The 26,371-nt window shown below is 67.7% G+C and carries 19 protein-coding genes; 11 read left to right on the top strand and 8 right to left on the bottom strand.

Annotated features, from left to right (window positions below):
- Window positions 1-70: 70 nt before the first annotated feature.
- The 3 genes from ACQPZ2_RS09885 (at window position 71) to ACQPZ2_RS09875 (ending at window position 3,863) form a co-directional block, all read left to right on the top strand.
- Window positions 71-1,480: a zinc-dependent metalloprotease gene (locus tag ACQPZ2_RS09885; protein ID WP_433525264.1), complete on the top strand. Its 1,410-nt coding sequence runs from the start codon at window positions 71-73 to the stop codon at window positions 1,478-1,480.
- Window positions 1,481-1,568: 88 nt separating this feature from the next.
- Window positions 1,569-2,435: a hypothetical protein gene (locus ACQPZ2_RS09880; RefSeq protein ID WP_433525263.1), complete on the top strand. Its 867-nt coding sequence runs from the start codon at window positions 1,569-1,571 to the stop codon at window positions 2,433-2,435.
- Window positions 2,436-2,510: 75 nt separating this feature from the next.
- Complete coding sequence (locus tag ACQPZ2_RS09875; RefSeq protein ID WP_433527381.1) at window positions 2,511-3,863, top strand: ABC1 kinase family protein; 1,353 nt, start codon at window positions 2,511-2,513, stop codon at window positions 3,861-3,863.
- A gap of 164 nt (window positions 3,864-4,027) precedes the next feature.
- On the opposite strand, the gene ACQPZ2_RS09870 is transcribed toward ACQPZ2_RS09875, so the two are convergent.
- The 4 genes from ACQPZ2_RS09870 to ACQPZ2_RS09855 form a co-directional block, all read right to left on the bottom strand.
- Complete coding sequence (locus ACQPZ2_RS09870; RefSeq protein WP_373864748.1) at window positions 4,028-4,348, bottom strand: WhiB family transcriptional regulator; 321 nt, start codon at window positions 4,346-4,348, stop codon at window positions 4,028-4,030.
- A gap of 589 nt (window positions 4,349-4,937) precedes the next feature.
- Window positions 4,938-7,115 carry an ATP-dependent DNA helicase UvrD2 gene (locus ACQPZ2_RS09865; RefSeq protein WP_433525262.1) on the bottom strand — a complete coding sequence of 726 codons (2,178 nt, stop codon included), beginning with the start codon at window positions 7,113-7,115 and terminating at the stop codon, window positions 4,938-4,940.
- A gap of 81 nt (window positions 7,116-7,196) precedes the next feature.
- The gene (locus ACQPZ2_RS09860; RefSeq protein ID WP_433525261.1) at window positions 7,197-7,655 is read right to left on the bottom strand and encodes a MarR family winged helix-turn-helix transcriptional regulator; all 459 of its coding nucleotides are present in this window, start codon (window positions 7,653-7,655) and stop codon (window positions 7,197-7,199) included.
- Window positions 7,652-8,107 carry an EVE domain-containing protein gene (locus ACQPZ2_RS09855; RefSeq protein ID WP_433525260.1) on the bottom strand — a complete coding sequence of 152 codons (456 nt, stop codon included), beginning with the start codon at window positions 8,105-8,107 and terminating at the stop codon, window positions 7,652-7,654. Before ACQPZ2_RS09855 ends, ACQPZ2_RS09860 begins: the two co-directional genes overlap by 4 nt.
- Before the next feature lie 117 nt (window positions 8,108-8,224).
- Here ACQPZ2_RS09855 and ACQPZ2_RS09850 point away from each other — a divergent pair, with 117 nt between their 5' ends.
- Window positions 8,225-8,455, top strand: a complete 231-nt coding sequence (locus ACQPZ2_RS09850; protein ID WP_040694747.1) for a mycoredoxin — start codon at window positions 8,225-8,227, stop codon at window positions 8,453-8,455.
- A gap of 61 nt (window positions 8,456-8,516) precedes the next feature.
- Here the strand turns inward: ACQPZ2_RS09850 and nudC are convergent, their stop codons facing one another.
- From nudC to ACQPZ2_RS09830, 4 genes are all read right to left on the bottom strand, one after another.
- On the bottom strand, window positions 8,517-9,419 hold the full coding sequence (gene nudC, locus ACQPZ2_RS09845; RefSeq protein WP_433525259.1) for an NAD(+) diphosphatase: 903 nt from the start codon (window positions 9,417-9,419) through the stop codon (window positions 8,517-8,519).
- A gap of 23 nt (window positions 9,420-9,442) precedes the next feature.
- Window positions 9,443-10,498, bottom strand: a complete 1,056-nt coding sequence (locus ACQPZ2_RS09840) for a potassium channel family protein (RefSeq protein ID WP_433525258.1) — start codon at window positions 10,496-10,498, stop codon at window positions 9,443-9,445.
- A gap of 135 nt (window positions 10,499-10,633) precedes the next feature.
- Window positions 10,634-14,638 carry a UvrD-helicase domain-containing protein gene (locus ACQPZ2_RS09835; RefSeq protein ID WP_433527380.1) on the bottom strand — a complete coding sequence of 1,335 codons (4,005 nt, stop codon included), beginning with the start codon at window positions 14,636-14,638 and terminating at the stop codon, window positions 10,634-10,636.
- A 73-nt stretch (window positions 14,639-14,711) separates the two neighbouring features.
- On the bottom strand, window positions 14,712-18,749 hold the full coding sequence (locus tag ACQPZ2_RS09830) for a PD-(D/E)XK nuclease family protein (RefSeq protein ID WP_433525257.1): 4,038 nt from the start codon (window positions 18,747-18,749) through the stop codon (window positions 14,712-14,714).
- Window positions 18,750-18,833: 84 nt separating this feature from the next.
- Here ACQPZ2_RS09830 and ACQPZ2_RS09825 point away from each other — a divergent pair, with 84 nt between their 5' ends.
- The 7 genes from ACQPZ2_RS09825 to mtnC all read left to right on the top strand — a co-directional run bounded on the left by ACQPZ2_RS09825 (window position 18,834) and on the right by mtnC (window position 26,361).
- Window positions 18,834-19,619: an alpha/beta fold hydrolase gene (locus tag ACQPZ2_RS09825; RefSeq protein WP_433525256.1), complete on the top strand. Its 786-nt coding sequence runs from the start codon at window positions 18,834-18,836 to the stop codon at window positions 19,617-19,619.
- Between the two features lie 4 nt (window positions 19,620-19,623).
- Window positions 19,624-19,920, top strand: a complete 297-nt coding sequence (locus tag ACQPZ2_RS09820; protein ID WP_364394497.1) for an MGMT family protein — start codon at window positions 19,624-19,626, stop codon at window positions 19,918-19,920.
- Between the two features lie 38 nt (window positions 19,921-19,958).
- Window positions 19,959-20,699, top strand: a complete 741-nt coding sequence (locus ACQPZ2_RS09815) for a VOC family protein (RefSeq protein ID WP_433525255.1) — start codon at window positions 19,959-19,961, stop codon at window positions 20,697-20,699.
- 97 nt (window positions 20,700-20,796) lie between these two features.
- Window positions 20,797-22,575, top strand: coding sequence for an NTP transferase domain-containing protein (locus ACQPZ2_RS09810; RefSeq protein WP_433525254.1), 1,779 nt, complete (start codon window positions 20,797-20,799; stop codon window positions 22,573-22,575).
- Window positions 22,576-23,441: 866 nt separating this feature from the next.
- On the top strand, window positions 23,442-25,109 hold the full coding sequence (gene mtnA / locus ACQPZ2_RS09805) for an S-methyl-5-thioribose-1-phosphate isomerase (RefSeq protein WP_433525253.1): 1,668 nt from the start codon (window positions 23,442-23,444) through the stop codon (window positions 25,107-25,109).
- Complete coding sequence (locus ACQPZ2_RS09800; protein ID WP_433525252.1) at window positions 25,106-25,681, top strand: 1,2-dihydroxy-3-keto-5-methylthiopentene dioxygenase; 576 nt, start codon at window positions 25,106-25,108, stop codon at window positions 25,679-25,681. Before mtnA ends, ACQPZ2_RS09800 begins: the two co-directional genes overlap by 4 nt.
- Window positions 25,678-26,361 carry an acireductone synthase gene (mtnC, locus tag ACQPZ2_RS09795; protein WP_433525251.1) on the top strand — a complete coding sequence of 228 codons (684 nt, stop codon included), beginning with the start codon at window positions 25,678-25,680 and terminating at the stop codon, window positions 26,359-26,361. Before ACQPZ2_RS09800 ends, mtnC begins: the two co-directional genes overlap by 4 nt.
- Window positions 26,362-26,371 lie beyond the last annotated feature (10 nt).

The raw sequence follows: 26,371 nt of genomic DNA, 5'->3' as shown, positions 1-26,371 counted from the left end.
CGTACGCGTGCCGGAGATTTCGCGCCGCGCGAACATCGGCCCCCTACACCACACGCGTAATGTTTGGGGTATGAGTGACCTCCCCTTCGGATTCTCGAACCGCGATGACGACGACCGCAAGCGCGGCGACGAGCCGAGCGGTGCCGGGGCGAACGATCCGTTCGGCTTCGGCGGGGCAGGCGCGGGCGGTTTCGATCCGGCCCAGCTCGGGCAGATGCTCACCTCGCTCGGCCAGATGCTGAGTGGGATGGGGCAGCCGGGTTCGGCGCAGTCCGGCCCGGTCAACTACGACGTGGCCAAGCGATTGGCCCGCCAGCAGCTCGGCGCGAATGTGACGCCGGTCTCCGAAAGCACGGTCAAGGCCGTGGCCGATGCCGCGCACCTGGCCGAACTGTGGCTCGACGGCGCGACCACACTCCCCGCGGGCGCCACCAGAACCGCGGCCTGGACCGCCAACGATTGGATCGAGGAAACGCTGCCGACCTGGAAGCGGCTGTGTGATCCGGTGGCCGAACAGATCTCCGGCATGTGGACCGCGCAGTTGCCGGAGGAGGCGCGCGAGTTCGCCGGTCCCATGGTCGGCATGCTCGGGCAGATGGGCGGACTCGCCTTCGGCTCCCAGCTCGGACAGGCCCTCGGCCAACTCGCCAAGGAGGTGCTGACCTCCACCGATATCGGACTGCCGCTCGGCCCGACCGGCACCGCGGCGCTGCTGCCCGCGGCCATCTCGGAGTTCAGCGCCGGACTCGAGCAGCCGGAAAGCGAGATCCTGGTCTTCCTCGCGGCCCGCGAGGCCGCCCACCAGCGCCTGTTCGCACATGTGCCGTGGCTGCGGCAGCAGGTGCTCGGCGCGGTCGAGGACTATGCGCGCGGCATCAAGATGGACTTCTCCGCCTTGGAGTCGGCGGCCCAGAATATCGACCCGATGTCGCTGACCGATCCTTCGAAGCTCGAGGAGATCCTGTCCCAGGGCGCGTTCGAACCGCAGACCACCCCGGAACAGAAGCAGGCCCTCGAGCGGCTGGAAACGCTGCTGGCCCTGATCGAGGGCTGGGTACAGGTCGTGGCCACCGAGGCGATCGGTGACCGCCTGCCGGGCGCGGGCGCGCTCGCCGAAACCCTGATCCGCCGCCGTGCCACCGGAGGTCCGGCCGAGCAGACCTTCGCGACGCTGGTCGGACTCGAGCTGCGGCCCCGCAAGTTGCGGGAGGCGGCGGCGCTGTGGCGGCGGCTCACTGCCGATGCGGGCATCGACGCGAGGGACGCCATCTGGGCGCATCCGGATCTGCTGCCGGATTCCAATGATCTGGACTCCCCCGCGGGCTTCATCGATTCGGTGATCGGCGGCGGCGTGGACGCCTTCGACGATCCGCTGGCCCAGTTGGCCGAAACCGAGGCACGCGAGAAGGCCGAGCGCGAGGCCGCGAAGAGTGACGGTGAATCCGGCCCGAACCTCGACAAGGACACCGACGCGTCCTGAGACTTGTCCTGTTGATAAGCGCGAATTCCTGTGGATTACTGCAGGATTCGCGCTGATGAACCGATGACCAGATCCGCATACTGCTGCCATGACGACGAGGCGGATGTGCGGGCCGATGCTGGCGCCGCGGGTGACGGTGTTGGTGCGGTCGTCCGGGGTCGTGCAGTTGGGGTGGGATCCGGAGCGGGCACTGCTACTCGATCGGACCGCATCGGATACCGACACCGTGCTGGCATTCCTGCGGCTGCTGGACGGCATGCACAGCCGCCCGCAGGTCATCTGGCGGGCCGGGCAATGTGGGATCGACCCCGAGGATGCGGCTGAGCTGCTGAATCGCATCGATGACGCGGGACTGCTGTTGCACCCGGATCCACGCCTGGGGCGGGTGCGTTCGGTGCGGGTGCACGGACTCGGGCCACTCTCGGATGCGGTCGCGACCGGATTGCGGCGGCTCGGGCTGCGGCCGATCCGGTCACGTGGGTATCGCGCCGACGGTTCGGTGCTGGATTGGCACGGTGAACTCGTGGTGCTGGCCGATTCACTCGTCATCGAACCGCGCCTGGCCAATGAGCTGGTGCTGCACGGGATTCCGCATCTGCAGGTCCGAATTCGCGATGGCAACAAGGGCATCGTCGGTCCGCTGGTCTTTCCCGGCCTGACGAGCTGTCTGCGCTGCCTCGACCTGACCCGCTGTGAGTACGACCCGGAGTGGCCGCAGCTGGCGAGCCAATTGCTCGGCCGGGTCGGGCACGCCTCACCTGCCGGAATCCTGGCGACGGCGGCTTTGCTGCTCGGCGAACTCGAAGCGATCATGCACTGTTCCCCCGAGCGTCAGCTCGACACCATGAACAGCACGATCGAACTCGAACTCGATACGCACCGGATCTCGCGCCGGGAATGGCCGCAGCACGACGGCTGCGGCTGCCGTCGTATTTTCGCTGGTAGCACCGGATGAGAGTGTCGATTCTTACAGTCCGCCAAGCAAAGACATCAAGATTGTCGTGGCGATTTCACGGGTCCGTCCGCCATGATGGGTTACGTGTCTGAGATCGTGCGCCGTCGCTCGTCCCGCAATGCCAAGTTAGCCAAGATTCCGCTGGGTATCGCCGGACGAGCCGCCGTCGGGTTCGGTAAGAAGCTGGCCGGTGGCGATAAGGGGGAGATCAACGCCCAGTTGAACCAAAAGGCCGCCGAGCAGTTGTTCACCGTGCTCGGTGAACTCAAGGGCGGTGCGATGAAGTTCGGACAGGCGCTGAGCGTCATGGAGGCCGCGGTTCCCGAGGAGTTCGGCGAGCACTATCGCGAGGCACTCACCAAACTGCAGGCCGCCGCGCCGCCGATGCCCGCCGAGACCGTGCACCGGGTCCTGGACCAGCAGCTCGGTACCCAGTGGCGGCAACGCTTTCAATCCTTCGATGACACCCCCGCGGCATCGGCGAGCATCGGCCAGGTGCACAAGGCGGTGTGGTCGGACGGCCGGACCGTCGCGGTGAAGGTGCAGTATCCGGGCGCCGACGAGGCGCTGCGCGCCGACCTCAAGACACTGTCGCGGATGACCGGTCTGCTCGCCTCGGTGATCCCGGGCGCGGATGTGAAGCCCCTGCTGGCCGAGATCACCGAGCGCACCGAGGAGGAACTCGACTACCGCAACGAGGCCGCCAACCAACGCACCTTCGCCAGGGCCTTCGACGGGCATCCGGAGATCGTGGTGCCGAAGGTGGTGGCCAGCGCGCCGAAGGTGATCGTGACCGAATGGCTGGACGGCACTCCGGTCTCACAGATCATCAAGCAGGGGGCCGAGGATCCGGTGGGCACGCGTGCGCTGCGCAACCGGGTCGCCGGACTGATGGGCAAATTCCACTTCTCCTCACCGGAAACCGTAGGACTGCTGCACGCCGATCCGCATCCCGGCAACTTCATGATGCTGCCCGACGGCAAACTGGCCGTCATCGATTTCGGCGCCTGCGCGCCCATGCCGGACGGCTTCCCCGAGGTCCTCGGCCGGATGCTGGCCCTGGAACTCGATGAACGCTTCGATGAACTGGTCGAGCTCATGTATGACAACGGCTGGGTGATTCCGGGCCGGACCGTCACCGACAAGGAGATCGCCGACTACCTGCGGCCGTTCACCGACCCGATCCAGACCGATTCGTTCCACTTCACCCGCAAGTGGATGCAGCGGGTGGCCGGTAAGGCCTCCGATATCGGCAGTCCGGATATGAAGACCGCGCGGGCACTGCAACTGCCCGCGCAGTACGTGATGATCTTCCGCGTGCTCGGCGGTTCGGTCGGCATCCTGGCGCAGCTCGATGCGGAGCTGCCGTTCATGCAATTGGTGCGGGCCTGGATGCCCGGCTTCCGGGAGGAGCGATCCGCGAGCTGAAAAGCCGAAAAGGATTGGCCGAGAACGCAAACGAGCCGCCCACCGGATCTCACGGTGAGCGGCTTGTTTGCTTTCTCGTTCCTGGGCCCTGTGCTGATCGGGTTCGGCCGAATCCGAACCGGCCGAATAGGCCTCAGCGACCGGAGGGAGGGGAATCACAGATCTCATACCGAGATCGCGACCTTGCGTGGACGTCCACGCGGGCGCTTGCGGGCGATCACGACACCCTGGTCGAAGATCTCACCGCCCCAGACACCCCAAGGCTCGCGCCGATCCATGGCCGCGGTCAGGCAGCCCTTTCGGATGGGGCAGGACGCGCACAGCGCCTTGGCCTGCTCCAACTGGACCGGGCTCTCGGCGAACCAGAGATCGGGATCTCCGGCTCGACAAGGCAGGACCTTTGTGACCTCCCGGGGGCGGGTGGGCCGTGCCACGGTTCGGCATGTCACGTCAGTAGTGGCTTGTGGCCTCTCTGCGGTGAACACGTCGTTCTCCTTCAGCTCGTTTGCAGCGGTACGTTCGTTCGTTCCGCGAAACCGAGGCCGGTGGTGGCTGAAGGGCCGGTAAAAAATACTGGCCACGGTTTCGCTTCGGGCGATCCGTGGCCAGGAGGTCGGGGAGTGTTCCCTACCTAGTTCGACATCTCTGTCGAATCCTGATCACGGTCGCTGGGTGTGCGGTGCGGCGGAGGCGTGCCTGCAGATCTGCCGGTGCATATCCGGCCTCAACTGCGAAGACGCCGACTTCTGCCGTGTGGGCAAATGCCGGGTGCCAGCCCGCGCTTGGCTTGTCCTGAATGACGACGCAAATCGGGGAATGCATGCTCATGGCTTTGCCGTGATCCCCGGATACGCCGACACCGGACAGACCGATCCCCTGCAAAGCGAGGATCCCCCGGGAGGCCGACATGACGGGTGCAGCATTCACTGCAACGCCAGTAGCGCTGAAGTTCGTATTGCCATTCATCGGTCTGCCTCCCTCCTGTACTCGTGTCGGTAACTCTGCGCGCCGAGATGACCTCCCGGTGCGTGAATCCCACCATATGTGTTGCCGCTCATCGCGACAACCTATTTTCTACCTGCGGTTTTGTGGGCTTGACCGCAGCCGTGATGCCACTATCGATAACACCTCGGCCCCGTATTGCTCGAGCTTCCTCGCCCCGATTCCCGGGATCGCGGCGAGTGCGCTGTCATCGGCAGGCAGTTGCTCGGCGATCGCGGTGAGTGTGGTGTCGGTGAAGATCACGAACTCACGCACCCGCAGATCCTGCGCTTTCTCCTCCCGCCACGCCTGCAGCGCCGCGAGTAGCTCAGCATCGAGTTCGGCCGGGCATCGGCGGCAGCGGCCGAGCATGGTGGCGTAGGTGCCGATCAGCGGTTTGGCACATACCCGGCAGGTGGGGCGCACCCCATTCGAGGCGCTGTCGGCAACCGGTGCGGCGATTCGCGAGGCCGGCGAGTCGTCGGGCACCAGGCCGTTGAGGAATCGGGAGCGCCGCCGCGTGCGCCTGCTGCCCTCGCCGCGGGAGAGCGCCCAGGACAGTTGCAGATATTCGCGGGCCCTGGTCACACCGACGTAGAGCAGTCGCCGTTCCTCTTCGAGGGCGGCCTGATCGGCGACCGAACCGTCGTCGCCCAGCACATGCGCGATCGGCAGCGTGCCGTCGGCGACGCCGACGAGGAATACCGCATCCCATTCCAGCCCCTTCGCCGCGTGCAACGACGCGAGGGTTACGCCCTGGACGGTCGGTGGGTGCCTGGCCTCGGCGCGCGCGGCCAACTCGCGCAGCAGGCCGATCAGGTCGAGTGCGTCGTCCTGGCCGACCAACTCTTCGGTCAGGCGCACCAGCGCCATCAACGATTCCCAGCGCTCACGCGCCTGAGCGCCCGCGGGTTCGGTTGCGGTGAGACCGACCGGCGCGAGTGCGGCGCGCACCAAGGTAACCAAGGCCTTACCACTGCGGGACTGGTCGGGCAGATCCTCGCGAGCGGCCACCTGACGCAATGCGGATATGGCTTGCCTGACCTCATTTCGCGCGAAAAAGCCCTCGCCACCGCGGACCTGATAGGCAATGCCGAGTTCGCTCAGCGCCTGCTCATAGGCCTCGGACTGCGCGTTGATCCGATAGAGCACCGCGATCTCGGCGGCTGTGGTGCCCGCGGCGATCAGTTTCTTGATCGACCGTGCGACCGCACGGGCCTCGGCCGGGCCGTCGTCGTATTCGGCGAACATCGGCTCCGGGCCGTCGTCACGCTGTCCGACCAGTTGCAGCCGGGTGCCCGCGATGCGACCGCGCGCGGCGCCGATCACCCGGTTGGCCAGCGAGACCACCTGCGGTGTGGAGCGATAGTCGCGTTCCAAGCGGACCACCGTCGCCTCCGGAAAGCGGCGGGAGAAGTCGAGCAGATAGCTCGGGGTGGCACCGGTGAACGAGTAGATCGTCTGGTTCGCGTCGCCGACCACGGTCAGATCGTCGCGGTCGCCGAGCCAGGCATCGAGCACCCGCTGCTGCAGTGGCGTGACGTCCTGATACTCGTCGACCACGAAACTTCGGTAGCGCCCGCGGAATTCGTCGGCCACCGACGGATAGTCCTCCAGCGCGGCGGCGGTGTGCAGCAGCAGATCGTCGAAGTCGAGCAGCAGACCATCCGGTGTCGCCTTCAACTTCTCGTAGCCGCTGTAGGCCGCCGCGACCCGCATCGGATCGTAGGGCGGCTCGCGGCGGTGTTCGGCCACGCCCGCTGGATAGTCCTCCGGTGCGATGAGAGTGGCCTTCGCCCATTCGATTTCGGTGAGCAGATCGCGGACGGCTTCGGTGTGTGAGGACAATCCGGCCTGATGTGCGGCCTGTGCCACGACCGGGAATTTGCGATCGAGCAACTGCCACGGCACATCGCCGACGATCTGCGGCCAGAAGTACTTGAGCTGGCGCAGGGCGGCCGCATGGAAGGTACGGGCCTGCACCTGATTGGCCTCGCCACCGAGGCCGAGCGCGCGCAGGCGGTTGCGCATCTCCCCCGCCGCGCGCGCGGTGAATGTCACCGCGAGCACTTGGTCGGCTTTGACGTGTCCGGCGGAAACCAAATGCGCAATGCGATGGGTGATGGTCCTGGTTTTGCCGGTACCGGCACCGGCGAGCACACAGACCGGACCCCGTGGCGCGCGGACTGCCGCGGCCTGTTCGGGGTCGAGCGAGTCCAACTCCGGGCGGGTGGGCTCGCCTGTACTGGTTGCCGACACGACACACATCATGGCAGTGCCCGCTGACAACTCGTGCCACAAGGGATCCGGTCCGGATCGGATTCCGCCGTTTCGCAGACGCGGTCGCTGCGACTAGCGATCGCGTAGGCGACGCAGTGCGCCCGCGAACGCGCTCGTATCGCCGTCGAGCGGGGCGAAGAATTCGTGATCGCAGTTCTCGACCGCGACTATCGCCCGATTCGCCAGCGCCACACCAGCTTCGGTGGGGGCGAGAGCCTTCGCCCTGCGGTCGTGCGGATGGTCGCGGCGCTCCAGCAGCCCCTTCTGCTCGAGTGCGCGCAACACCTGCGAGGTCATCATCGGGTCGGTGGCGGCGTGGGCAGCCAGATCGCGTTGCATGACCGGTTCGTCGCGCCCGGCGGCGAGGTAGGTCAGCGCGGCCAGCAGGACGAACTGCACATGGGTGAGATCGAAGGTGCCGAGGGCCGCGCGCTGAGCGGCCTGCCATCGGTTGGTCACCTGCCAGAGCAAGAGGCCAGGGCTTGCATCGGCCTCGGCGAATCGGCTGCGCAGACCGCGATCCTCACTCATATGCCTGCTTCATCACTGATCATCGCCTGTGCGATTACCGCGAAATCGTGCGCGGTCAGTTCGACCAGTCCACGGCGCAACACCATGCCCCAGTTCGGCGTACTCGTGAGATCCAGTTCACCGCGAAGTTCGTCGATGGGGATCTCATGGGCATCGGTGCGGTAGTGCACAGCGCGCCGCCACGGCTGGAAGCAGCCGCCGTCCTGCGGATCCGCCTGCCAGACCGGCCGGTCCTCGACGGTGCCGATGGCGGTGAAGGACCTTATCGGCGCACCGCCGCGCATGCCTTCGCGCGGCGAGTAATAGAGGAATCCGTCGCCGGGACGCATGCGCTCGAGCGCCGTCCGCTTGCCGTGGTTGACCTGGGCGATCCCCAGTTCGACACCGCGGCGGACATGTTCCCGGGAGACCACACCCAGCCAGTACTTGGTGGTCGTTGCTGTAACCGTCATGAATTTAGTATGCGCGCATATTAAATCCACCGCAAGTCTGGATTCGGAGCTCGGTGGAACAGGATCGGGCCGTCAAATGTTGAACGGTCCGTGACTGACGTGACCCCCGCCTTGACGATGTACTCCACCACTTGGTGCGGCTACTGCCGACGGCTGAAGAAGCAGTTGGACGAGTCCGGTATCAGCTATGTCGAGATCGATATCGAAGAGGATCCCGCATCGGCCGAGTTCGTCGGCAGTGTGAACGGCGGCAACCATGTGGTGCCGACGGTGAAGTTCGCGGATGGGTCCACGGCGACGAATCCGTCGCTGGCCGCGGTCAAGCAGACATTGGCCGCGCTGGCCTGATCAGGCTGAAATCGATCCGTGCGGACCGATCGGTCCGCACGGAACTTTTACGTGTCTTCGATCAGAGCGCGGCCCAGGACTCCACGATGGTGCGCGCGATGGAGATCGAACCCGGCAGCAGTAGCCGCGCACCCTGGTTCTGGGCGGACCAGTCACCGACGGCCAGCGCTTCGCGCACCTCGGCCCGGGTGAACCAGTAGGCCTCGGCGATCTCGCCATCGGAAAAGGTCAGCGGCTGATCGGGATCCGCGATGGCGGCGAAGCCGAGCATGAGCGAGCGCGGGAACGGCCACGGCTGGCTGCCCAGGTAGGTGATATCGCGCACGTCGAGCCCGACCTCCTCGCGCATCTCGCGCTCGACGCACCGCTCCAGCGACTCTCCCGCCTCCACGAATCCGGCGAGCAGGGAGAACAGCGTCTTCGGCCAGGTGTGCTGGCGGGCCAGCAGGACGCGGTCGTCGCCGTCGTGAATCAGGCAGATGACGGCCGGATCGATCCGTGGGAACTCCTCGTGGCCGTTCTCCGTGACCCGCGACCAGCCGCCCTTGGTCGCGATGGACGCGGTGCCGTCGGCGGCGTTGAATCCAGCCTTGTCATGCCAGTTCAGCAGGGCCATGGCGGAGGTGAGCAGGTCGGCGGTGAGATCGTCGAGACCGCCCGCCATGGCGCGCAGGTCGGTCAGCGTGCCATGCAGATCGACATCGCGGACAGCCCACACATGCTTGCCGCCGTGGATGCCGAGGAATACTGCGGCTGGACTCGGCTCGGCGGACAGCTCGATCGCCGATCCCAGCACCAGCGCACCGTCTTCGAAGCGGAACTGCCCGCGCTTGTTGATCCGGAGCAACTCGGCCTCGGCCCAGCCCTCCTTCAGCGACTGTTCGTCGGCCCGGATCTCCTCGGCCCGGTCGAGCACTGAACGCGAAAGCAGTGGAACACCATTGAGCTGAAATCCAGAGGCCACGGTTCGAGACTATCGCGCCGGTATTACCGGCCTGCGTGCCGGATGTAGAGCAGCTTGTCGGTCGCTTCCAGCGCGTCCACCTCGGCCTCACCCACCCGGATCAGTTCACCGCCGCGCACCACGCCGAGCACGATATCGCCGAGATGGCGTGGGGAGCCGCCGACCTCGGACGGTTCCACCTCACGTTCGGCGACCGCGAAGCCCTGTTCGGGGGTCAGCAAGTCCTCGATCATCTCCACCACGGTCGGCGTGGTGGTGGCGATGCCGAGCAACCGGCCCGCGGTCTCGGAGGAGACGACCACCGAATCCGCGCCGGACTGGCGCAGCAGGTGGGTGTTCTCGGCCTCCCGGATGGCGACCACGATCTTGGCGTTCTTATTGAGTTCGCGCGCCGTGAGACTCACCAGGACCGCGGTGTCGTCGCGGTTGGCGGCGACCACGACCGAGGCGGCACGCTGCGCACCGGCCAACCGGAGCACATCGGACTGGGTGGCCGACCCGTGCACCGTCACCAGGCCCGCATTCGCCGCGGCCTCCAGCGCGAGCGCATCGGTATCGACCACGACGATATCGGCGGCCTGTACGCCGTCGCCGAGCATGGCATCGATCGCGGTGCGGCCCTTCGTCCCGTACCCGACGACCACGGTGTGATTACGCACGCTGCGCCTCCAACGCTGAATCTTGAATGCCTGCCGGGAGCGCTCGGTGAGCACGCCGATGGTGGTACCGACGAGCACGATGAGGAAGAGCACGCGTAGCGGGGTGATGATGACGATATTGGCCAGCCTGGCCTCGGGGGTCACCGGCGCGATATCGCCGTAGCCGGTGGTCGACAGCGATACCGTCGCGTAGTAGAAGGCGTCGAGGAAGGACAGCTCGTCACCGGAATTGTCGTGGTATCCATCGCGTCCGAAGTACACCACCAGCGCCGCGGTGAACAGCAGGCCGATCGCGAAGAGCACCCGGCGCACCAGCGAAGCCCCTGGGCTGGTCTGGATTTCGGGGATGCGCAGCACCCCGACCAACGCGAAATCCGGACGACTGGACAGTCCGACACTGCGTGCGCGATCACCGAACACCGGACGCACCCGCCTCTGTGCTCGCCACGGCGTTGGCCGTCTCCGGCGTTGCTTGTCCCTCCGGCACGCACGGCAGCCTACCGGGTCCAGGCGGCGACGCTTGATGCCGACGCGAACGCTTGGTGAATCTCTGGATCATTCCGGGGGCGTCGGCGCCGCATTCCGGATCAACTCGGCCAGTTCGTCCGGGCCGGGCAGTTCGACAGGTGCGATGGTGCGTCCGGTGCGCACGTAATGGAATGCGGCGCCGATGCGTTCGAGCATTTCCGCCTCGGTGCCGTGGTCGCGCGCCGCCATCAACCTGGCCCAGGCCAGTCGGTAGACGGCCAGCTGCATGGCGACCGCGGGCTCGTCGGCGGCTGCGGGTTCGGCGCCGGTTTTCCAGTCGACCACGATCCAGCCGCCGCCGGATTCGGCGAAAACCGCGTCCATCCGGCCACGGATCACCGTGCCCGCGATGGAGGTTTCGAAGGGGATCTCCACCTCGAGCGGGCTGCGATGGGCCCACGGCGAGTTGAGGAAGGACTCCTGCATGGTGACCAGCTCGGTGTCCAGGCCCGCGTCGGCGGCAGTGCTATCGGCGGCGCCGGGCAGTTCGTCGAAGCCGAGCAGCCGGTCGGCGGCGAACCAGCGCTGCACCCAGGCGTGGAAGGCGGTGCCGCGGCGGGCCAGTGGATTCGGCGGGAACGGCAGTGGGCGGCGCAGGCGGGCGGCGAGTTCGGCCGGGTCGGCCCGCATTTCGACGAGGGCGGTTGCGGCGATCTGGCCGGGGAGTTCGACTTCCTGGGTGATGGCTTGGTCGGCTTCGAATTCGGCGAGGAGGGCGTCGACGTCGGCGGACCAGCCGTCGGGGTCGGGGGCGGTGGAATGGTTGTGGGGCGATGTGGGGTCGGAGGTGGATGGGGCGAATTCGTCTGGGGGTGGTTCGAATTCGTCGAAGGACGCGTAGTCGCCGAAGGGCGGCTCGAGGTCGTTGAGGGGAGGTTCGAACTCGCCGGGATGCGGCTCGAAGTCGCTGAGAGGCGGCTCGAACTCGCCGGGATGCGGCTCGAACTCGGGTGGGGACAGCTGAGATTCGTCCTGGCCGTGCACTCCAGATGCGCTTTCGGGCGGTTCGTAGGAGTCGTCGAACGGTGCGGGCGCATCGGGAAAGTCGGGTGGGGGAACGTCGGCATATGGATCGACCGACGGTGCGGCCGGGGCGGGGCTATCGGCGCGAGCTGCCGTTGTTGTCGAGGCGGCAAAGTTGTCGGCGGCAGGGGTTACAGTCGGTGCCATGTCGATGTCATGGGGTGCGCAGTCCGCGAAATCGACTGAGGCAGTTGCTTTGTCACGGGCAGAAGGTCGGGCCGGAGGGTTGGTGACGCCTACCGGTCGTGCTGCAAGTTCGGCGAGGGCGGCGCGGACCAGGGATGCACCCTGTTCAATCGGGTCGCGGCGGTTGCCGAGGGGGTCGCGGGGCCATTCGGCGGTTGCGGGGTTATCGGTGAAGGGGTTGACAGCATCGACGCCGGGGGCGTCGTCCCAGCGGTCGATGGTGACCGCGCCGTTGGCCGGGCTGTCGGGAGCCTCGCTGGCGTGTTCGAGTTCCAGCAGAAAATCCGACGGCCCCTTCGGAGACGTGCCGGTTTCGGCCCAGTGGTGGGCGGAGACGAACAGGACGCGTTCGGTTCTGGTGAGGGCTACGTAGAACAGGCGGCGGTCTTCGTCGATGCGGCGGCGGTCCAGGGATTCCTTGTGGGACTTGATCGCTCGTTCCAGATCGGCGCGATCGTAGAGGTCGGAGAGGTCGAGTACCGGGACGCCCTCGGCGGCATCGTCCTGTCTGCGGTCACCGCGCAGGGAGGTGGGGAGTTCGGCGAGTGCGCCGAGCCAGGTGCCCGAGGCCGCGCCCGAGGGGAAGACCCCGCGGGTCACGTGCGGTACCGCGACGATCTCCCATTCCAGACCCTTGGCCGCGTGCACGGTCAGCACCTGCACGCGATCCCGCGCAACCTCGACTTCGCCCGGCTCCAGGCCGTTCTCGACGGATTCGGCGGCGGCGAAGAACGCGAGCAGGCCGCCGAGCGAAGCGCCGGAATCGCTGGCATAGCCGGCGACCACCTCGGCGAAGGCGTCCAGATGTTCACGTCCAGCGCCCGCGCCGAGCATGGCGCGGCGGGCTTGAGTTTCCACGCCCACGCCGATGGTGCGTTCCACGTCCGCCACCATTTCGGCGAGCGGTTGACCGCTGCGCTCACGCAATGCGGCGAGTTCCCGGCCCAATGCGACGATGCGTTCGAATCCGGACTCCGAATACTGTTCCTGCGGGCCGGGGTCGGCGATCGCATCGGCCAGCCCGGCCTGTTCGGCCGGTTCGGGCGCCACCTCGCGCAATGCCTCGGCCAGTGCGGTCGAATCGGTGATTTCATCGACTTCATTGCCGTGCAGACGGCTGATCGACAGATCCCTGGCGCGGCGGGCGAGCGCGGCGAGGTCCGCGACGCCGATGCGCCAGCGGGCACCGGTAAGTATGCGCATGGCTGCGCTGCCCGCGCCGGGTTCGGCGACGAGCCGCAGCGTCGCGACGATATCGGCGACCTCCGGGGTGGCGAGCAGGCCGCCGAGGCCGACGATTTCCACCGGAAGTCCTTGTTCGCGTAGGGCTTCCGCGAGCGGTGCGGCATCGGCATTGCGTCGTACGAGTACGGCCGAGGTCGGCGGCGGCTCCCCCGCTTCGCGTTTGGCCGCCCATTCCGCGGCGATCCGGACGGCCACCCAATTCCGTTCGTCGGCAACGGTTTCGGTGAGTGACAGCGCGACAACGCCCGGTTCGGCGTCAGGCTTCGCGCGCAGTGCGTCGACGGTTACCCCACCGCTGTCGATGGCATTGCGACGCAATGGTTCGGCGACCAGATTCGCCAGGGCGAGCGCCTCCGGCGGGTTCCGCCAGCTGGTCAGCAGTGGCAGGATCGGCGCGGGAATACCTGGGGCACTGGGGAAATCGGTGGCGAACCTGGGCAGGTTGGCGGCCGAAGCGCCGCGCCAGCCGTAGATCGACTGCATCGGGTCACCGACCGCGGTCACTGCCAAACGCTGTTCGCGACGGCCGGTTGTCCCGTGCTCGGCATCGGGCTGATGCCCCTGCGCCGTATCGCCATGGGGACCATCCGTCGCGCGTGAATCCGCGGCATGCTCGCTCGACTTCGGAGTACCGGCAGGCTTTCGTGGGCGCTTGGCGTGCGGGGACAGGCCGCCGAACAGTGAAGCCAGCAGGATCCGCTGAGCGTGACCGGTGTCCTGGTATTCGTCGAGCAGGACCAGGCGGAAGCGGGTGCGTTCGGCGGCGGCGACCTCGGGATGTTCAGTGGCGAGGCGGGCGGCCAGCGACATCTGGGCCCCGAAATCCAGTGCGCCGCGGCGGCGCAAGGCCTCGGCGAGCTGTTTGACCAGCGGAAGCAAGGCGACGCGTTCGCGCTGCACCTGGACGATGTTCTGCAGGGCCTGACTCGGTCCGCCGCGTTGACGCGGGCCTGCGGGCAGGGTGTGGACCAGTTTTTCGAGTTCGGTGTGGGCCTCGGCGAGTTGTTCGGGTTCCACCAGATGTTCGGCGAGTTGGCCGGACAGCGCGAGCACCGCCTCGGTCACCGAGACCGGGGTGCGATCGGTATCGAGGTCACCGTCCCAGTTGCGGACCACCTGGTGAGCGAGCTGCCAGAGCTGGGTTTCGGTCAGCAGCGTCGCGGCGGGTTCCACGGGCAGCAGCAGACCGTGCTGGGTGAGCAGGCGGCCCGCGTAGGAGTGGTAGGTGCTGATCTCGGGTTCGGCGCCGGAGAGTTGGGCGCGCAGCTCACCGCCGGTATCGAGGTCGCGCAGCAGCGGTGAACCGGCCAGCCGGGCCAGCCGGGTGCGGATGCGGGAGGTCAACTGCTGGGCGGCTTTTCGGGTGAAGGTCAGGCCGAGTACCTCGTCGGGCAGGACGAGACGATTCGCGACCATCCACACCACGCGGGCGGCCATCGTTTCGGTTTTGCCCGCGCCCGCGCCTGCGACGACCAGGGTCGGTCCGGGTGGTGCCGCGATCACCGCGGCCTGCTCCTCGGTGGGTGGTGGCAGGCCCAGCGCCTCCGCGAGCCGGTTCGGCGATACGGCGCCGCTCATGCCCGCGCCTCGCTGCCGCCCGGCTCCGGCATGCGCGGTGCGCGCTGGCATATGGTTCGCTCACTGCGTTCGCTCACTCGTCGGTCACCTGCCTTCCGGTGTCCTGGACGGGGCAGCTGCCCGCGACCGAACAGTGCCTGCAGCCATCGTTGCGCATGGCGAGGTAGCTCGGGCCCTGGGTCGCGGCCGCGGCATCATGAATCGTGCCACGCCATTTGTCGAGTGCCTCGGCGTCGAGCGCGGGCTGCATGCGCTGAGTGGCGCCTTCTTTGCTGCTCGGCTTGGCGACATAGACCAGTCGTGCGCCGCCGGGTTCGGGTGAGCCGGATTCCCCTGTGGCGGGGTCGGTATCGTCCACGGTGATGTCGAGCGCGCCCGCGGCGGCCGCTACCTGGTAGGTGGCGAGCTGGGCGTGGTCGACGGCGGCCTGCTTGGTGACCGGCGACTTCCCGGTCTTCACATCGACGATGACGAACCGGCCGAAGGCATCGCGCTCCAGTCGGTCGACCCGGCCGCGAATCCGCACGGCGGGTTCGTCTTCCGAGCGCGGCGGCAGTACACAGTCGACCGGGACCTCCACACCCGCCTGGGTCAATTCACCGCGGGTATTTTGCACCCAGGCCATGAAGGTCTCCAGCATGGCCTCGGTGCGACGCAGTTCCTGACGGGAATGCCAGCCGGTGCCGGGATCGATGGCCTGCCATGCCTTGTCCAGCGCGGCGCGGACCTGCGATTCCGGCACCTTGCCCGCCAGTGCCTGGACGAGGGTGTGCACCAGATTGCCCTTGACGGCATGGGGGTTGTCGCCGTCGGTGCCGCCGTGGCGTTCCAGCGCCCAGCGCAGCGGGCAGGTGCGCAGCAGCTCGACGGTGGACGGAGACAGGGCAACCGCCGTCTCGTCGTCCTCCCAGAGGGAACGCGACGAGCTGAGATCGGCTGTGCCGTACCACTCGTCGGGATGTGTACCCGGCACCCCGGCCTTGGCCAGCCGGGCGAGTTCGTGGGCAGCGCGACGTCTGCGCTCCGGTTCGGCCTCGGAATCGCAGACGACACCGCGCAATTCGGCCACCAGCGCATGCATGACCAGGGCGCGGCCCGGGTCGGCGACCGGGAGTGCGCCGGGTTCGCTGTCGTCGTCGTGGCCGAGGAGTTCGGCGAGGAATCGTGAGGGTACGAGATCGCGTTCGCCCGATACCGATTCCACCGCAGTGACCAGCAGCGAGCGCCGCGCCCGGCTGCACGCGACCAGCAGCAGTCTGCGTTCCTCGGCCATGATCGGGGCCGCGCCGCTCACCACCGCACCCGCGTCGACGATGCCCGCGGTGAGGTCGACCAGATCCTCGGTCTGCAGCAGGGTGCCGCGCGGGCGCGGATTCGGCCAAATACCTTCCTGCACAGCGGCAACCGCGACCACATCCCACTCCCGGCCCGCGGACGCGTGCGCGCTGAGCAACGCGACCGCCTCCCCCGCCGCGGTCAGCGATCTGGTGTCGTGCGGAATCTCCTGCTGCACAAGAAATTCGACAAAGCCCTCGATGCTCGCGCGGGGCAGCCGATCCACGTAAGCCGCTGCGGCATCGAATAATCCGACAGCGGCATCGAGATCGCGATCGGCCTGCATACCCGCCGCCCCGCCGCGCTCGGACTGCGCCACCCACCGCCGCTCCAGCCGCGACCCGGTCCACAGCGCCCACAGCACATCCTCGAGACCGGTGCCGCGCCGCCGAGTCTTTATGGCCCGGTCGAGCGCGCCGAAAACCCGCTTCAGCGGCGCCGCCTCGACATCGGTGAGCCGCTCCATGATTCGACGATCCGCGCGGCCGACCAGCAGGTCACGCAGTACCTCCGCGGAGGATTTGTCGACATAGGCGCGCCATGGGGAATCGCTGTCGTCCGGTTCTGTGGCCGACGAGTCCCCATCGGGATCCCCATCGCCCCGCTCGGAAGCATCCGCGCGCCCTTGGTCGGTTCGCAGTGAGTTCCGCTGGGCCTCGCCTGCGCCCCGCTCGACGCCATCCGCGCGCCGCCCGGCTTCATCGGCGGCGTCCGACTCGGCGCCATCCACCCGCCGCCGCGCTTCGTCGGCGGCCCGCTCCGAGGCATTTGCGCCCAGTTCGGCCTGGTCTGTGCCCCGTTCAGTGTCACCGACGCCTCGCACGGCGTCGTCATCCGCGCTCCCTTCAGCGCCATCTGCGCGTTGAGGTGTCGCACCACCGTGTTCAGGGTCATTGATATCCGGCTCGGAATCGTCGAATTCCGATTCGGGCCGATCGCTCTGCCATTCCAAATCTCGGCTGCTGAAGTCCGGTTCGATGCCATACCAATCGGCATCGTCGGTGATCCGCTCGACTTGGCTGATATTCCGTTCGGCCGTCGTGACATTCCGTTCGGAGCTGTGCGCCCCGGACGCGAAGTCTTCGTCTTCCGGCGCGAACGCCTCCTCATCGGGAGGCAAACCGGCCCAATCGGTCTCATCGCCCGATACGGAACTCGCACGTGCCCGTGCGGCCTTGATTTCGCCGCGTGCGGACTCCAGCACACCGCGGCGAATACCGCGGCGCAACCGGCGCAGAGTGATCTGATCGGCGCCCCCGAGCGGTCCGGCAAGCAGATCCAATGCGTCTTCCGCCGAGAACATCGCCTCGGCCGAACGCCCGCGCCCGCCCCGCTGCGCATCCTCGGCGAGCACCGCGCGCAGTGCGAGCAGCATCCAGGCCGCGCCGCGCCGACGGGCCAGTGGCGCGTCGAGTGCGGGCTGTTGTACGGGCACTCCGGCCGCCAATAGGGCGCGGCGCAGCGGAGCCAGTGACAACGGCACCGAGCGGACGATCACCGCCATGCGCGACCACGGCACACCATCGGTGAGATGGGCGCGGCGCAAATGGTCGGCGATCAGGGCGGCTTCCTTCGCCGGAGTCGCCAGTACCCGCACGCGCACCTCGGTGTCGTCGGCCTTCGGTGCCGCCGCGTGCTCGGGTGCCGAAAAACGTTGTGGCGCACTGCCGGGCAACTTGGCCGCGATCCGCGCGACGGCCAGTTCCACCGCGCCGCCGGATCGATGGTTGTCCCGCAGGATGATTCGCTGTCCATCCGCTGCGGCGAGTTCGGCGACAAAGCGCGAATCCGCACCGCGGAAGGCGAATACGCCCTGATCCGGATCGCCCGCCACGACCGCCGTATGCGCTGCCGTACCCATCACCCGCACCAGCAGCGCGGCCTGCGGATCCAGATGCTGGGCATCGTCGACCAGCAGGTATCGGATCCGATTCCGTTCCGCGGCAAGCAGATCGGCATCTCCGGCCAGCGCGTCCAGCGCGGCTCCGACGAGTTCGGCCGCGTCCAGCGCCGGTGCGGTCGCCTCGGGCGCTTCCACCCCGACCGACCAGCGCAGCAGCATCGACTGCTCGTAGCGGACCGCGAATTTACCCGCCGCCACCCACTCCGGCCGACCGTGCTCGCGGCCGAGCCGTACCAGATCCTCGGGTCCGAGGCCGCGTTCGGTGGCCCGCAGCATGAGATCGCGCAACTGCTCGGCGAATCCGCCGAGCCCCAGTGCTGGTTGCAGCCGCTCCGGCCACAGACCGCTCGCACCGGCCGCGATATCGATCAGATCGCCGCGCAGCAATTCACGCAGCACGGCATCCTGCTCGGCACCGGTCAGCAAACGCGGCGGCGGATTACCGTGTGCGCTCGCATGTCTGCGCAGCACCGAGAACGCGTAGGAGTGCAGTGTGCGCACCAGCGGTTCCCTGGTGGCACCGGGCACCCCGCCCTCAGTGGAATCGGGATCGGTCAGCCGGGCGGTAATGGCGTCGCGCAGCGTGCTCGCCGCCTGCTTCGAATGGGTCAGTACCAGCACCGATTCCGGATCGGCTCCCGCGGCGATACGCTCGGCGGCCAGATCGATCAGCAGTGCGGTCTTGCCGGTTCCCGGTCCGCCGAGCACCTGCCACGGCCGCCAGTCCGGCCGGATCGGGCCGACCGTCGCCGCGGCTTCGAACAGCGCGCGGACATCGGCACCCCAGGTCCGAGCCGGGGGTGCCGCCACATTCCGGCGAACAAGTCGCACCGCGCTATCCGATCGCACCACGCGGGCTATTGCAACAGACACCTCCGACACGCCACGCGGGCGATTCACCGATCGGTGAGGTCCGACACACGCCTGGATCTGCGACGGATTTCCAGATGCGTCAATATGAGACTTGTGTCGCCTCTCCATGTGTATCGATTCGGCCCCGCCGACGGGCCGAAAGTCCTGGCCCTACACGGTGTCACCGGCCACGGCAAACGCTGGGAGGAACTGGCCACCCGACATCTGCCCGAGGTCCGGCTCATCGCCCCCGACCTGCGCGGACACGGTCGCTCGACCTCATTGCCGCCGTGGAACTTCGAGACCATCGTCGATGATCTGGTCGAACTGCTCAACGCGGAAACCGACGAGAGGGTGGTGGTCGTCGCGCACTCCTTCGGCGGCGCCTGTGCGCTGCACCTGGTGCAGCGGCATCCAGACCTGGTGCGCAAGCTGATCCTGCTCGATTCGGCGATCGCGCTGGAGCCCGAGCGCCTGATGGATATCGCGTTGTCCAGCCTGGCCTCACCGGACTACGACACCGTCGAGCACGCCCGCCAGGACAAAATCGCGACCGGCTGGGGCGAGGTCGAGCCGCGCCTGCTCGATGCCGAACTCACCGAACATCTGATGCCCACCGCCGACGGCCGGGTGGGCTGGCGAATCAGTCTGCCCGCTGTCAACTCCTACTGGGGTCAGCTGGCCCGGCACTATGTGCTGCCGCCCGTTGACCTGCCGACGATCCTGGTGCAGGCCATGAAGGTGGTGCCGCCCTTCGTCACCCCGGAGTTCCGGGCCGCCCTCACCGCGCGCCTGGGCGAGAATCTGACCGTGCTCGAATGGGACTGCGACCATATGGTCGCCCAGGCGCGGCCGGCCGAGACCGCGGCGCTGATCCGATCGGTGCTGTAGTCGGATGGCCACCACCGATGCCGAGGTCGAGCGGGTGCGCGCGCTGGTCGCGACCGTGCCGCCGGGCCGCGTCGTCACCTACGGCGATATCGCCGCGGCGGCCGGATTGTCCACCCCCCGCACGGTCGGCTGGATCATGCGCACCGACTCCGCCGATCTGCCATGGCATCGGGTGATCGGCGCGGGCGGCAAGCCCGCCGCGCATCTGGCCGATCGCCAGTTGCGCCTGCTGGCCGCCGAGGGCGTACCGATCCGCGACGGTCGAGTCGACCTGCGCGCCGCGCGTTTTCCGCTCCCGTAAACGCCCCGCCGCCGTCGATCGGCGGTTAACGTTGAAGCATGTCCACCCGCCTGGCGTGTGTCGTCTTCGATGCCGACCGGCCCCGGTTCGTCGCGGATTTCTGGGCCGAGTTGCTCGGCTGGACGGTGACGATCGATCGTTCCGATCAGGTCGATGTGGCGGCCCCCGATCCGGACGGCCTCGAGCTGGCCCTGACCTTCCGGCCCGAGGCGCGCGCCAAGGACTGTAAGAACCGGATGCATCTGGATCTGGCCAGTCGCTCGCTCGATCATCAGCGGGCGCAGGTGGAACGCGCACTGGCGCTGGGCGCCCGGCACGTCGATATCGGCCAGGGCGCGGTGCCGTGGGTGGTGCTGGCCGATCCGGAGGGCAACGAGTTCTGCGTGCTGGAGCCGCGCGAGGAGTACGTGGATACCGGTGCGGTCGCCGCCATCGTGATCGATACGCACGATCCGGCGCGGCTGGCCGAGTTCTGGTCCACCGCCTCCGGGTGGCCGATCGCCTACGGCGGCGCGCGGGTGGCCGGGCTCCGCTCGGCGACGGGGCTCGGAGCCTGGTTGGAGTTCGTCCAGACGCCGGATGTGAAGAGCGACCGCAATCGACTGCGTCTGGATCTGCTGTCTTTCCCCACCGACGATCCGGCCGCCGAGGTGGCCCGACTGCGCGCGGCGGGCGCGACCCGGCTCGCTGCCGACGGCACACCCGGGGTGCTGCTCGCCGATCCGGAGACGAACGAGTTCTGCCTGCACCGACCGGCGTCGGACTATTCGACGGTCTAGGCCCTGCGACCGCTGGAACCGGACCGCCCTCCCCGGATCTGTACAGCCGACGAATTAGCATGTCGGCCATGCCCTCTCTCGCGCCAGGCGCTGACCGGTGACCACCGCCGACGCGATCGTGCTCGCGGGCGGACGCGCCAGCCGCATGGGGGGCGTCGATAAGCCCGCCATCATCATCGGCGGTCGATCCATGCTCGATGCGGCCCTGGCCGCGGTGGCGCCGTGTGCGCAAACCGTGGTGGTCGGACCGCATCGGCCCGAATTGGACGTGCGGATCGCCCAGGTGCGCGAGGTGCCCCCGGGTTCGGGTCCGGTCGCGGCGGTGGGCGCCGGATTGCGCGCGCTCGGGCCGACCGCCGCGCCGCTGGTGGTGGTGCTCGCGGCGGATCTGCCGTTCCTGTCGCAGACGACGGTGACGGAACTGATCCGGCGCGGCACCGAATCCGGCGCCGACGCGGTCTTCGCAGCCGACGAGTCCGGTCGGCCGCAGTATCTGATCGGCGTCTGGCGACGGACGGCGCTGGCGGAAGCGCTGGCGCGGCTGGATTCGCTGATCAATCAGCCGATGAAGGCGCTGATCCCGGCCGATACGATTACCGTCGCCATGCCCGGTATCGCCGATTGCGATACCGAGGAGCAGGTGCGAAGCGCCAGGATGGCTTGGGACGCCGTCGGTGGGCCTCGTCCCGCACCGGCGGCCGCGGTTCCCGCAACGCCGCTGCTACTCGACGAGGCGCGGGATAGCCTGCGTACCAACATCTCTCGACTCACCGAGTATCGTGCCGAACTGGCTTCCGTGCGCGGTGCAACCCTCGCCGCGCCGCTGACGGCCGTCGGAGCACTGCCGCGCTTCGACGTCTCCGCCATGGATGGATACGCGGTCGCCGGTGACGGACCATGGCGGTTGCGGCGCGATATCGGGTTCGCGGGCGGTCGGCGGCCGGTCGGACTGCTACCCGGTGAGGCGGTGCGGATCGCCACCGGCGCACATGTGCCGGATGGCACCACGCGGGTGCTCCGTGACGAATACGCGCGGCTCGAAAACGACGAAATGCTGTACCAGCACGAGGATTCCCCGCTGCGCAACGATATTCGCCGTCGCGGCGAGGACCGAGCCCCCGGCGATCTCGTTGCGCCCGAGGGCACACCGGTCACGGCCGGGCTGATCTCCGCCGCGGCCAGTGTGGAGGTGACCGAGTCGATGGTGCGCGGCCCGGTGCGCGCCCGCATCATCATGACCGGCGACGAGATCCGCAGCACCGGGCCACTGCAGACCGGTCAGACCCGCGACTCGATCGGCCCGATTCTGCCGGATGTGCTGTCCTGGTATGGAATTCGCGCGATCGACCGGGTACACCTGCGCGATACCCCGCACGGCTTCGACGAGGTGCTCGGCGCGGCGGACGCTTGCGATCTGCTGATCATCGTCGGTGCGACCGGTGGCGGTGCCGCGGACCAGCTGCGTGGGGCGATCGCCCGTGCCCAAGCTCGAATTCTGGTGCACCGCTTGAAATTGCGTCCGGGCGGATCCGCAGTGGTCGCCGAATTATCCAGCGGCACAACCATTCTCGGCCTACCGGGAAATCCATTCGCGGCCTTGGCCATACTGATGGCCCTGTCCCCCGCGGTCGTCGAGGGCCGAACCGGCGGCCATCCGCGGCGACCGCTGATCGGGCCCCTGCGCAATGCGAGCGCGATCTCCGGACCCGTTACCCGCATCGTCCCGGCTCGGCTCGCCCCATACGGCGGTTGGCTCGGCGATCCGCAGATCCGTACCACCCATCTGGGCGGCCTGGTCGACCGTGACGGCCTGGTCGTCGTCCCCGCCGAGGCCGCCGACGACGACCTCGTCGAATTCCTCCCGCTCCACGCGTAAATAATCGATATTCTTCTTCCACTGATGATGTCCGCTCGCTATTGTGTGGTGGTTAGGCGAATACAACATCACTTCGGAAAGGACCGAGTGGAGATGGCTGAAAAGTCGAAGAAAGCGCCTAAGAAAATGCCCAAGCAGATGGAACGGCAGCAGCAACAGCAGCGCCAGGACCAGGGCATGAACCGATCCGGATCGCTGAGCGATCGCGACCGTGACGAGCAGCGGCGGGAGCCGAGCTCGGAACGGCGAGGCGCTGAGCAGCGCCGACCCGGACAGCACTGATCTGAAACGGGCCGCCGGTTCCGCCACGTGAGCCGGCGGCCCGCTTGTGCGCGGGCCGGTTCGTCGCGCGCGGCCGCCGGGTTCGCGAGCCGTTGGGAAACTATTCACGGCAATACATTCCAGCCGATCATTCATAAAGCTTGACGCGCCCTTTCGAACGCGTCACACACGATTCGAATTACACCGCCGATGGCCACGCCCGGCGAGTTACCTTTTGCCGCAGATAATTCTGCGTGCGCATCGAAGCGAGTCGAATGGCGACTACCGTCCACAAGTGATCATTTCGACTCGCCCGTTGGCGAACTGCTTCCAGGAGGTCGCGTGTGTAGTCGGCGCGGGGGGATGCGAATACCTCGGCGACGGGTCCGGTTTCGACGGCGGCACCCTCGCGTAGGACCACAACGCGGTCGGCGATCTGGTGGCGGACCACCGCGAGGTCGTGGCTGATGCGCGTGGAATGCGCGGCGGACTTCGTCGCGGAATGAGCCGGGTGCACATGCGGTGCGGATTTCCGGCGGCATCGCCTGTCCGATACCGTTGACCAGGGACAACACCCCGCTCCGCCCGACCGAAGGATGCACCTGATGAACGACAGTTCCCTGATCTGGGACGACGGTGCGCTGGTCACCATCGACCAGCGCGAACTGCCGCACCAGGTGCGCGAGCTGCGGCTCAGCACGGTCGACCAGGTGATCGATGCCATCAAGACACTGGCCATCCGCGGTGCGCCCGCGATCGGCATCGCCGGTGCGTTCGGCGTGGTCATCGCCACCGCCGCGCACACCACCGACGGTGTCGTCGATGTGGCGCGGGCCGAGGCGGATGCCGCGCGGATCGCGGATGCCCGGCCCACCGCGGTCAATCTGGCTTGGGCGGTGCGGCGGGTACTGACCAAGGTGCCGCTCGGCACGGATGCGGTACTCGCCGAAACCCTCGTTATGCTGGCCGAGGACGGCCGGGTCAACCGGACCGCCGCGACCCATGCCGCCGATCTCGTGCAACGGCTCTGCCCGGACCGGCCACTGCGGGTGCTCACGCACTGCAATACCGGGCGGCTGGCGACCAGCGCCTTCGGCACCGCGATCGGGGCGATGCGGGTGCTGTCGGAGCGCGGCGCGATCGAGAATGTCCTGGTCGACGAGACGCGGCCGCTATTGCAGGGCGCTCGGCTGACGGCCTGGGAGCTGGCCGAGGCGGGCATACCCCATCGGCTCACCATCGATTCCGCCGCCGCGTGGGCGATGGCTACCGGTCAGGTGGACTGCGTGCTGGTCGGCGCGGACCGGGTGACCGCCAACGGCGATGTCGCGAACAAGATCGGCACCTATGGCCTCGCCATCGCAGCCCACCACCACGGCATTCCGTTCATCGTGGTGGCTCCGGAGTCGACGCGTGATCCGAAGACGGCGACCGGTGCGGATATCGTCGTCGAACAGCGGGCCACCGCCGAGGTGACCGGATTCGGCGGTGTCACAACGGCTCCCGTCGATACCGAGGCCTTCAATCCGGCCTTCGATGTGACGCCCGCGGAGTTGGTCACCGCGGTCGTCACCGAACTGGGTGTCGTATACGGCGCGAATGCCGAAGGTGCGGCCATCGCCGATATCGCACGCGAGATGTACGGGCGGGGCTGGATGCCGGGCACCGCGGGCAATATCTCGGTGCGCACCGGCGCTACCGCGGTGATCACCGGCAGCGGTCTGTCCAAGGGCGAACTGACCGACGCGGATATGGTGACCGTCCGCATTGCCGACTCCGCGCCGACACCGGATCAGCGGCGAAAGCCTTCGGCGGAGACCACAATTCACACGGCGGTGTACCGAACCACCGGTGCCGCAGCCGTTGTCCACATTCATCCGCCCTACGCGACGGCCGCCGCGACCCGCTCCGGGTCCCCCGACGCATTGACCGCCCTGCGGATCACCGACTACGAACTCATCAAGGGTCTGGTGGCCAAGGAGCCGGACGGTACCTATCCGGCCGTCCTCGACCTGCCCGTCTTCCCGAACTGGCCCGACGTCGCGCGCATCGGCGCGGATATCGAGGCCTACCTGCTCGAAAATCCCACCGCCGCACCGGTATTGGCCATCGCGGGACATGGGATCACGACGTGGGGAGACAATCTTTCCCAGGCACGCGACCGCGCCGAATGCCTCGAAGCCCTGTGTGAGCTGGTGTCCCGCACCGGCCGTCGGCAGGCCTTCGCCGCGCGCAATCCGAACGAGACCCTCGAGATTGGACTGACATCATGACGCTGTTGCAGGTTATGGCCGCCGACGATGCCGGCAAGGTACTGCTGCGCACCAGCGACGATGCGGTGATCGGCGCCGAATTGGCCGCCCGCGGTATCACTTTCGACCGCTGGCCGGTGCTGGACAACGCCACCGAGACCGCCTCGGACGAACTGCTCGCCGAATACGACGACCGCGTGGCCGAACTCAATGCCTCCGGGCGCTACAAGCATATCGATATCGCCCGCATCCATCCCGACGACGCGAATCCGGAGTGGCCGCAGATCGCCGAGGGCGCGCGCGAGAAGTTCCTGAACGAGCATCGGCACGCCGAGGACGAGGTGCGGTTCTTCGCGGCCGGCCGCGGCTGCTTCTATCTGCATCTGGGTGACGAGGTCGTGGCGGCGGTATGCGAAGGCGGGGATCTGCTTTCGGTCCCGGCGGGCACACTGCACTGGTTCGATATGGGCAGCCGGCCCGACTTCATCGCCATCCGCTTTTTCGAAGAGGCAGACGGGTGGGTCGGCGATTTCACCGGTGACCCCATCAGCGCGGGTTTTCCGACCCTCGATCAGCTGCTGACGGCCCCGTGATCACCACCGTAGTCATCGATATCGAGGGCACCACGAGCCCGACCAGTTCGGTACGCGAGGATCTCTACGGCTACACCCGCGCCCGCCTGCCCGAATGGCTGGCCGAAAACCGCACGGCCGCGGCCGCTCCCATTATCGCGGCCACCCGCGAACTCGCCGGCCGTCCGGACGCCGACACCGACGAGATCGCCGCGATCCTGCGCGACTGGCTCGGCTCCGATGTGAAGGCCGAACCGCTCAAGGCCGCACAGGGCATCATCTGCGCCGAGGGCTTCCGCAACGGCGCACTGCACGGGGAATTCTTTCCGGACGTCCCGCCCGCCCTCGCCGCCTGGCACGCCGCCGGTCTGCGGCTCTATGTCTATTCCTCGGGATCGGTACGCAACCAACAGGATTGGTTCACCTTCGCCCGCGGCGGCGAGCTGGCCGCAGTGATCAGCGGCTACTTCGACCTGTCCAGCGCGGGCCCGAAACGCGAGGCCGCCTCCTACGAAAAGATCGCGAGCGCCATCGGCACCTCCGCCGATCGCATCCTGTTCTTGTCCGACCATCCCGACGAACTCGATGCCGCCGTCACCGCGGGCTGGTCGGTGACCGGTGTGCACCGTCCCGGTGAACCGAATCCTCCACGTCCCCCACATCACTGGATCTCCTCGTTCGCGGAACTGAGCCTCGCCTGAGCCACCGCGG

It is taken from the genome of Nocardia pseudovaccinii, assembly GCF_050942345.1.
Taxonomy (GTDB): domain Bacteria; phylum Actinomycetota; class Actinomycetes; order Mycobacteriales; family Mycobacteriaceae; genus Nocardia; species Nocardia pseudovaccinii.
This window is presented reverse-complemented; position numbering and strand designations above follow the sequence as displayed.

Bases quoted from the DNA above. Each gene is read 5' to 3' on its own strand.
- ACQPZ2_RS09850 (WP_040694747.1), top strand. From the start codon at position 8,225: ATGTACTCCACCACTTGGTGCGGCTACTGCCGACGGCTGAAGAAGCAG.
- ACQPZ2_RS09885 (WP_433525264.1), top strand. From the start codon at position 71: ATGAGTGACCTCCCCTTCGGATTCTCGAACCGCGATGACGACGACCGC.
- ACQPZ2_RS09860 (WP_433525261.1), bottom strand. From the start codon at position 7,655: ATGAGTGAGGATCGCGGTCTGCGCAGCCGATTCGCCGAGGCCGATGCA.
- ACQPZ2_RS09855 (WP_433525260.1), bottom strand. From the start codon at position 8,107: ATGACGGTTACAGCAACGACCACCAAGTACTGGCTGGGTGTGGTCTCC.
- ACQPZ2_RS09815 (WP_433525255.1), top strand. From the start codon at position 19,959: ATGTCCACCCGCCTGGCGTGTGTCGTCTTCGATGCCGACCGGCCCCGG.
- ACQPZ2_RS09880 (WP_433525263.1), top strand. From the start codon at position 1,569: ATGACGACGAGGCGGATGTGCGGGCCGATGCTGGCGCCGCGGGTGACG.
- mtnA (WP_433525253.1), top strand. From the start codon at position 23,442: ATGAACGACAGTTCCCTGATCTGGGACGACGGTGCGCTGGTCACCATC.
- ACQPZ2_RS09825 (WP_433525256.1), top strand. From the start codon at position 18,834: ATGAGACTTGTGTCGCCTCTCCATGTGTATCGATTCGGCCCCGCCGAC.
- ACQPZ2_RS09835 (WP_433527380.1), bottom strand. From the start codon at position 14,638: ATGAGCGGCGCCGTATCGCCGAACCGGCTCGCGGAGGCGCTGGGCCTG.
- ACQPZ2_RS09820 (WP_364394497.1), top strand. From the start codon at position 19,624: ATGGCCACCACCGATGCCGAGGTCGAGCGGGTGCGCGCGCTGGTCGCG.
- ACQPZ2_RS09800 (WP_433525252.1), top strand. From the start codon at position 25,106: ATGACGCTGTTGCAGGTTATGGCCGCCGACGATGCCGGCAAGGTACTG.
- ACQPZ2_RS09865 (WP_433525262.1), bottom strand. From the start codon at position 7,115: ATGATGTGTGTCGTGTCGGCAACCAGTACAGGCGAGCCCACCCGCCCG.
- ACQPZ2_RS09875 (WP_433527381.1), top strand. From the start codon at position 2,511: ATGGGTTACGTGTCTGAGATCGTGCGCCGTCGCTCGTCCCGCAATGCC.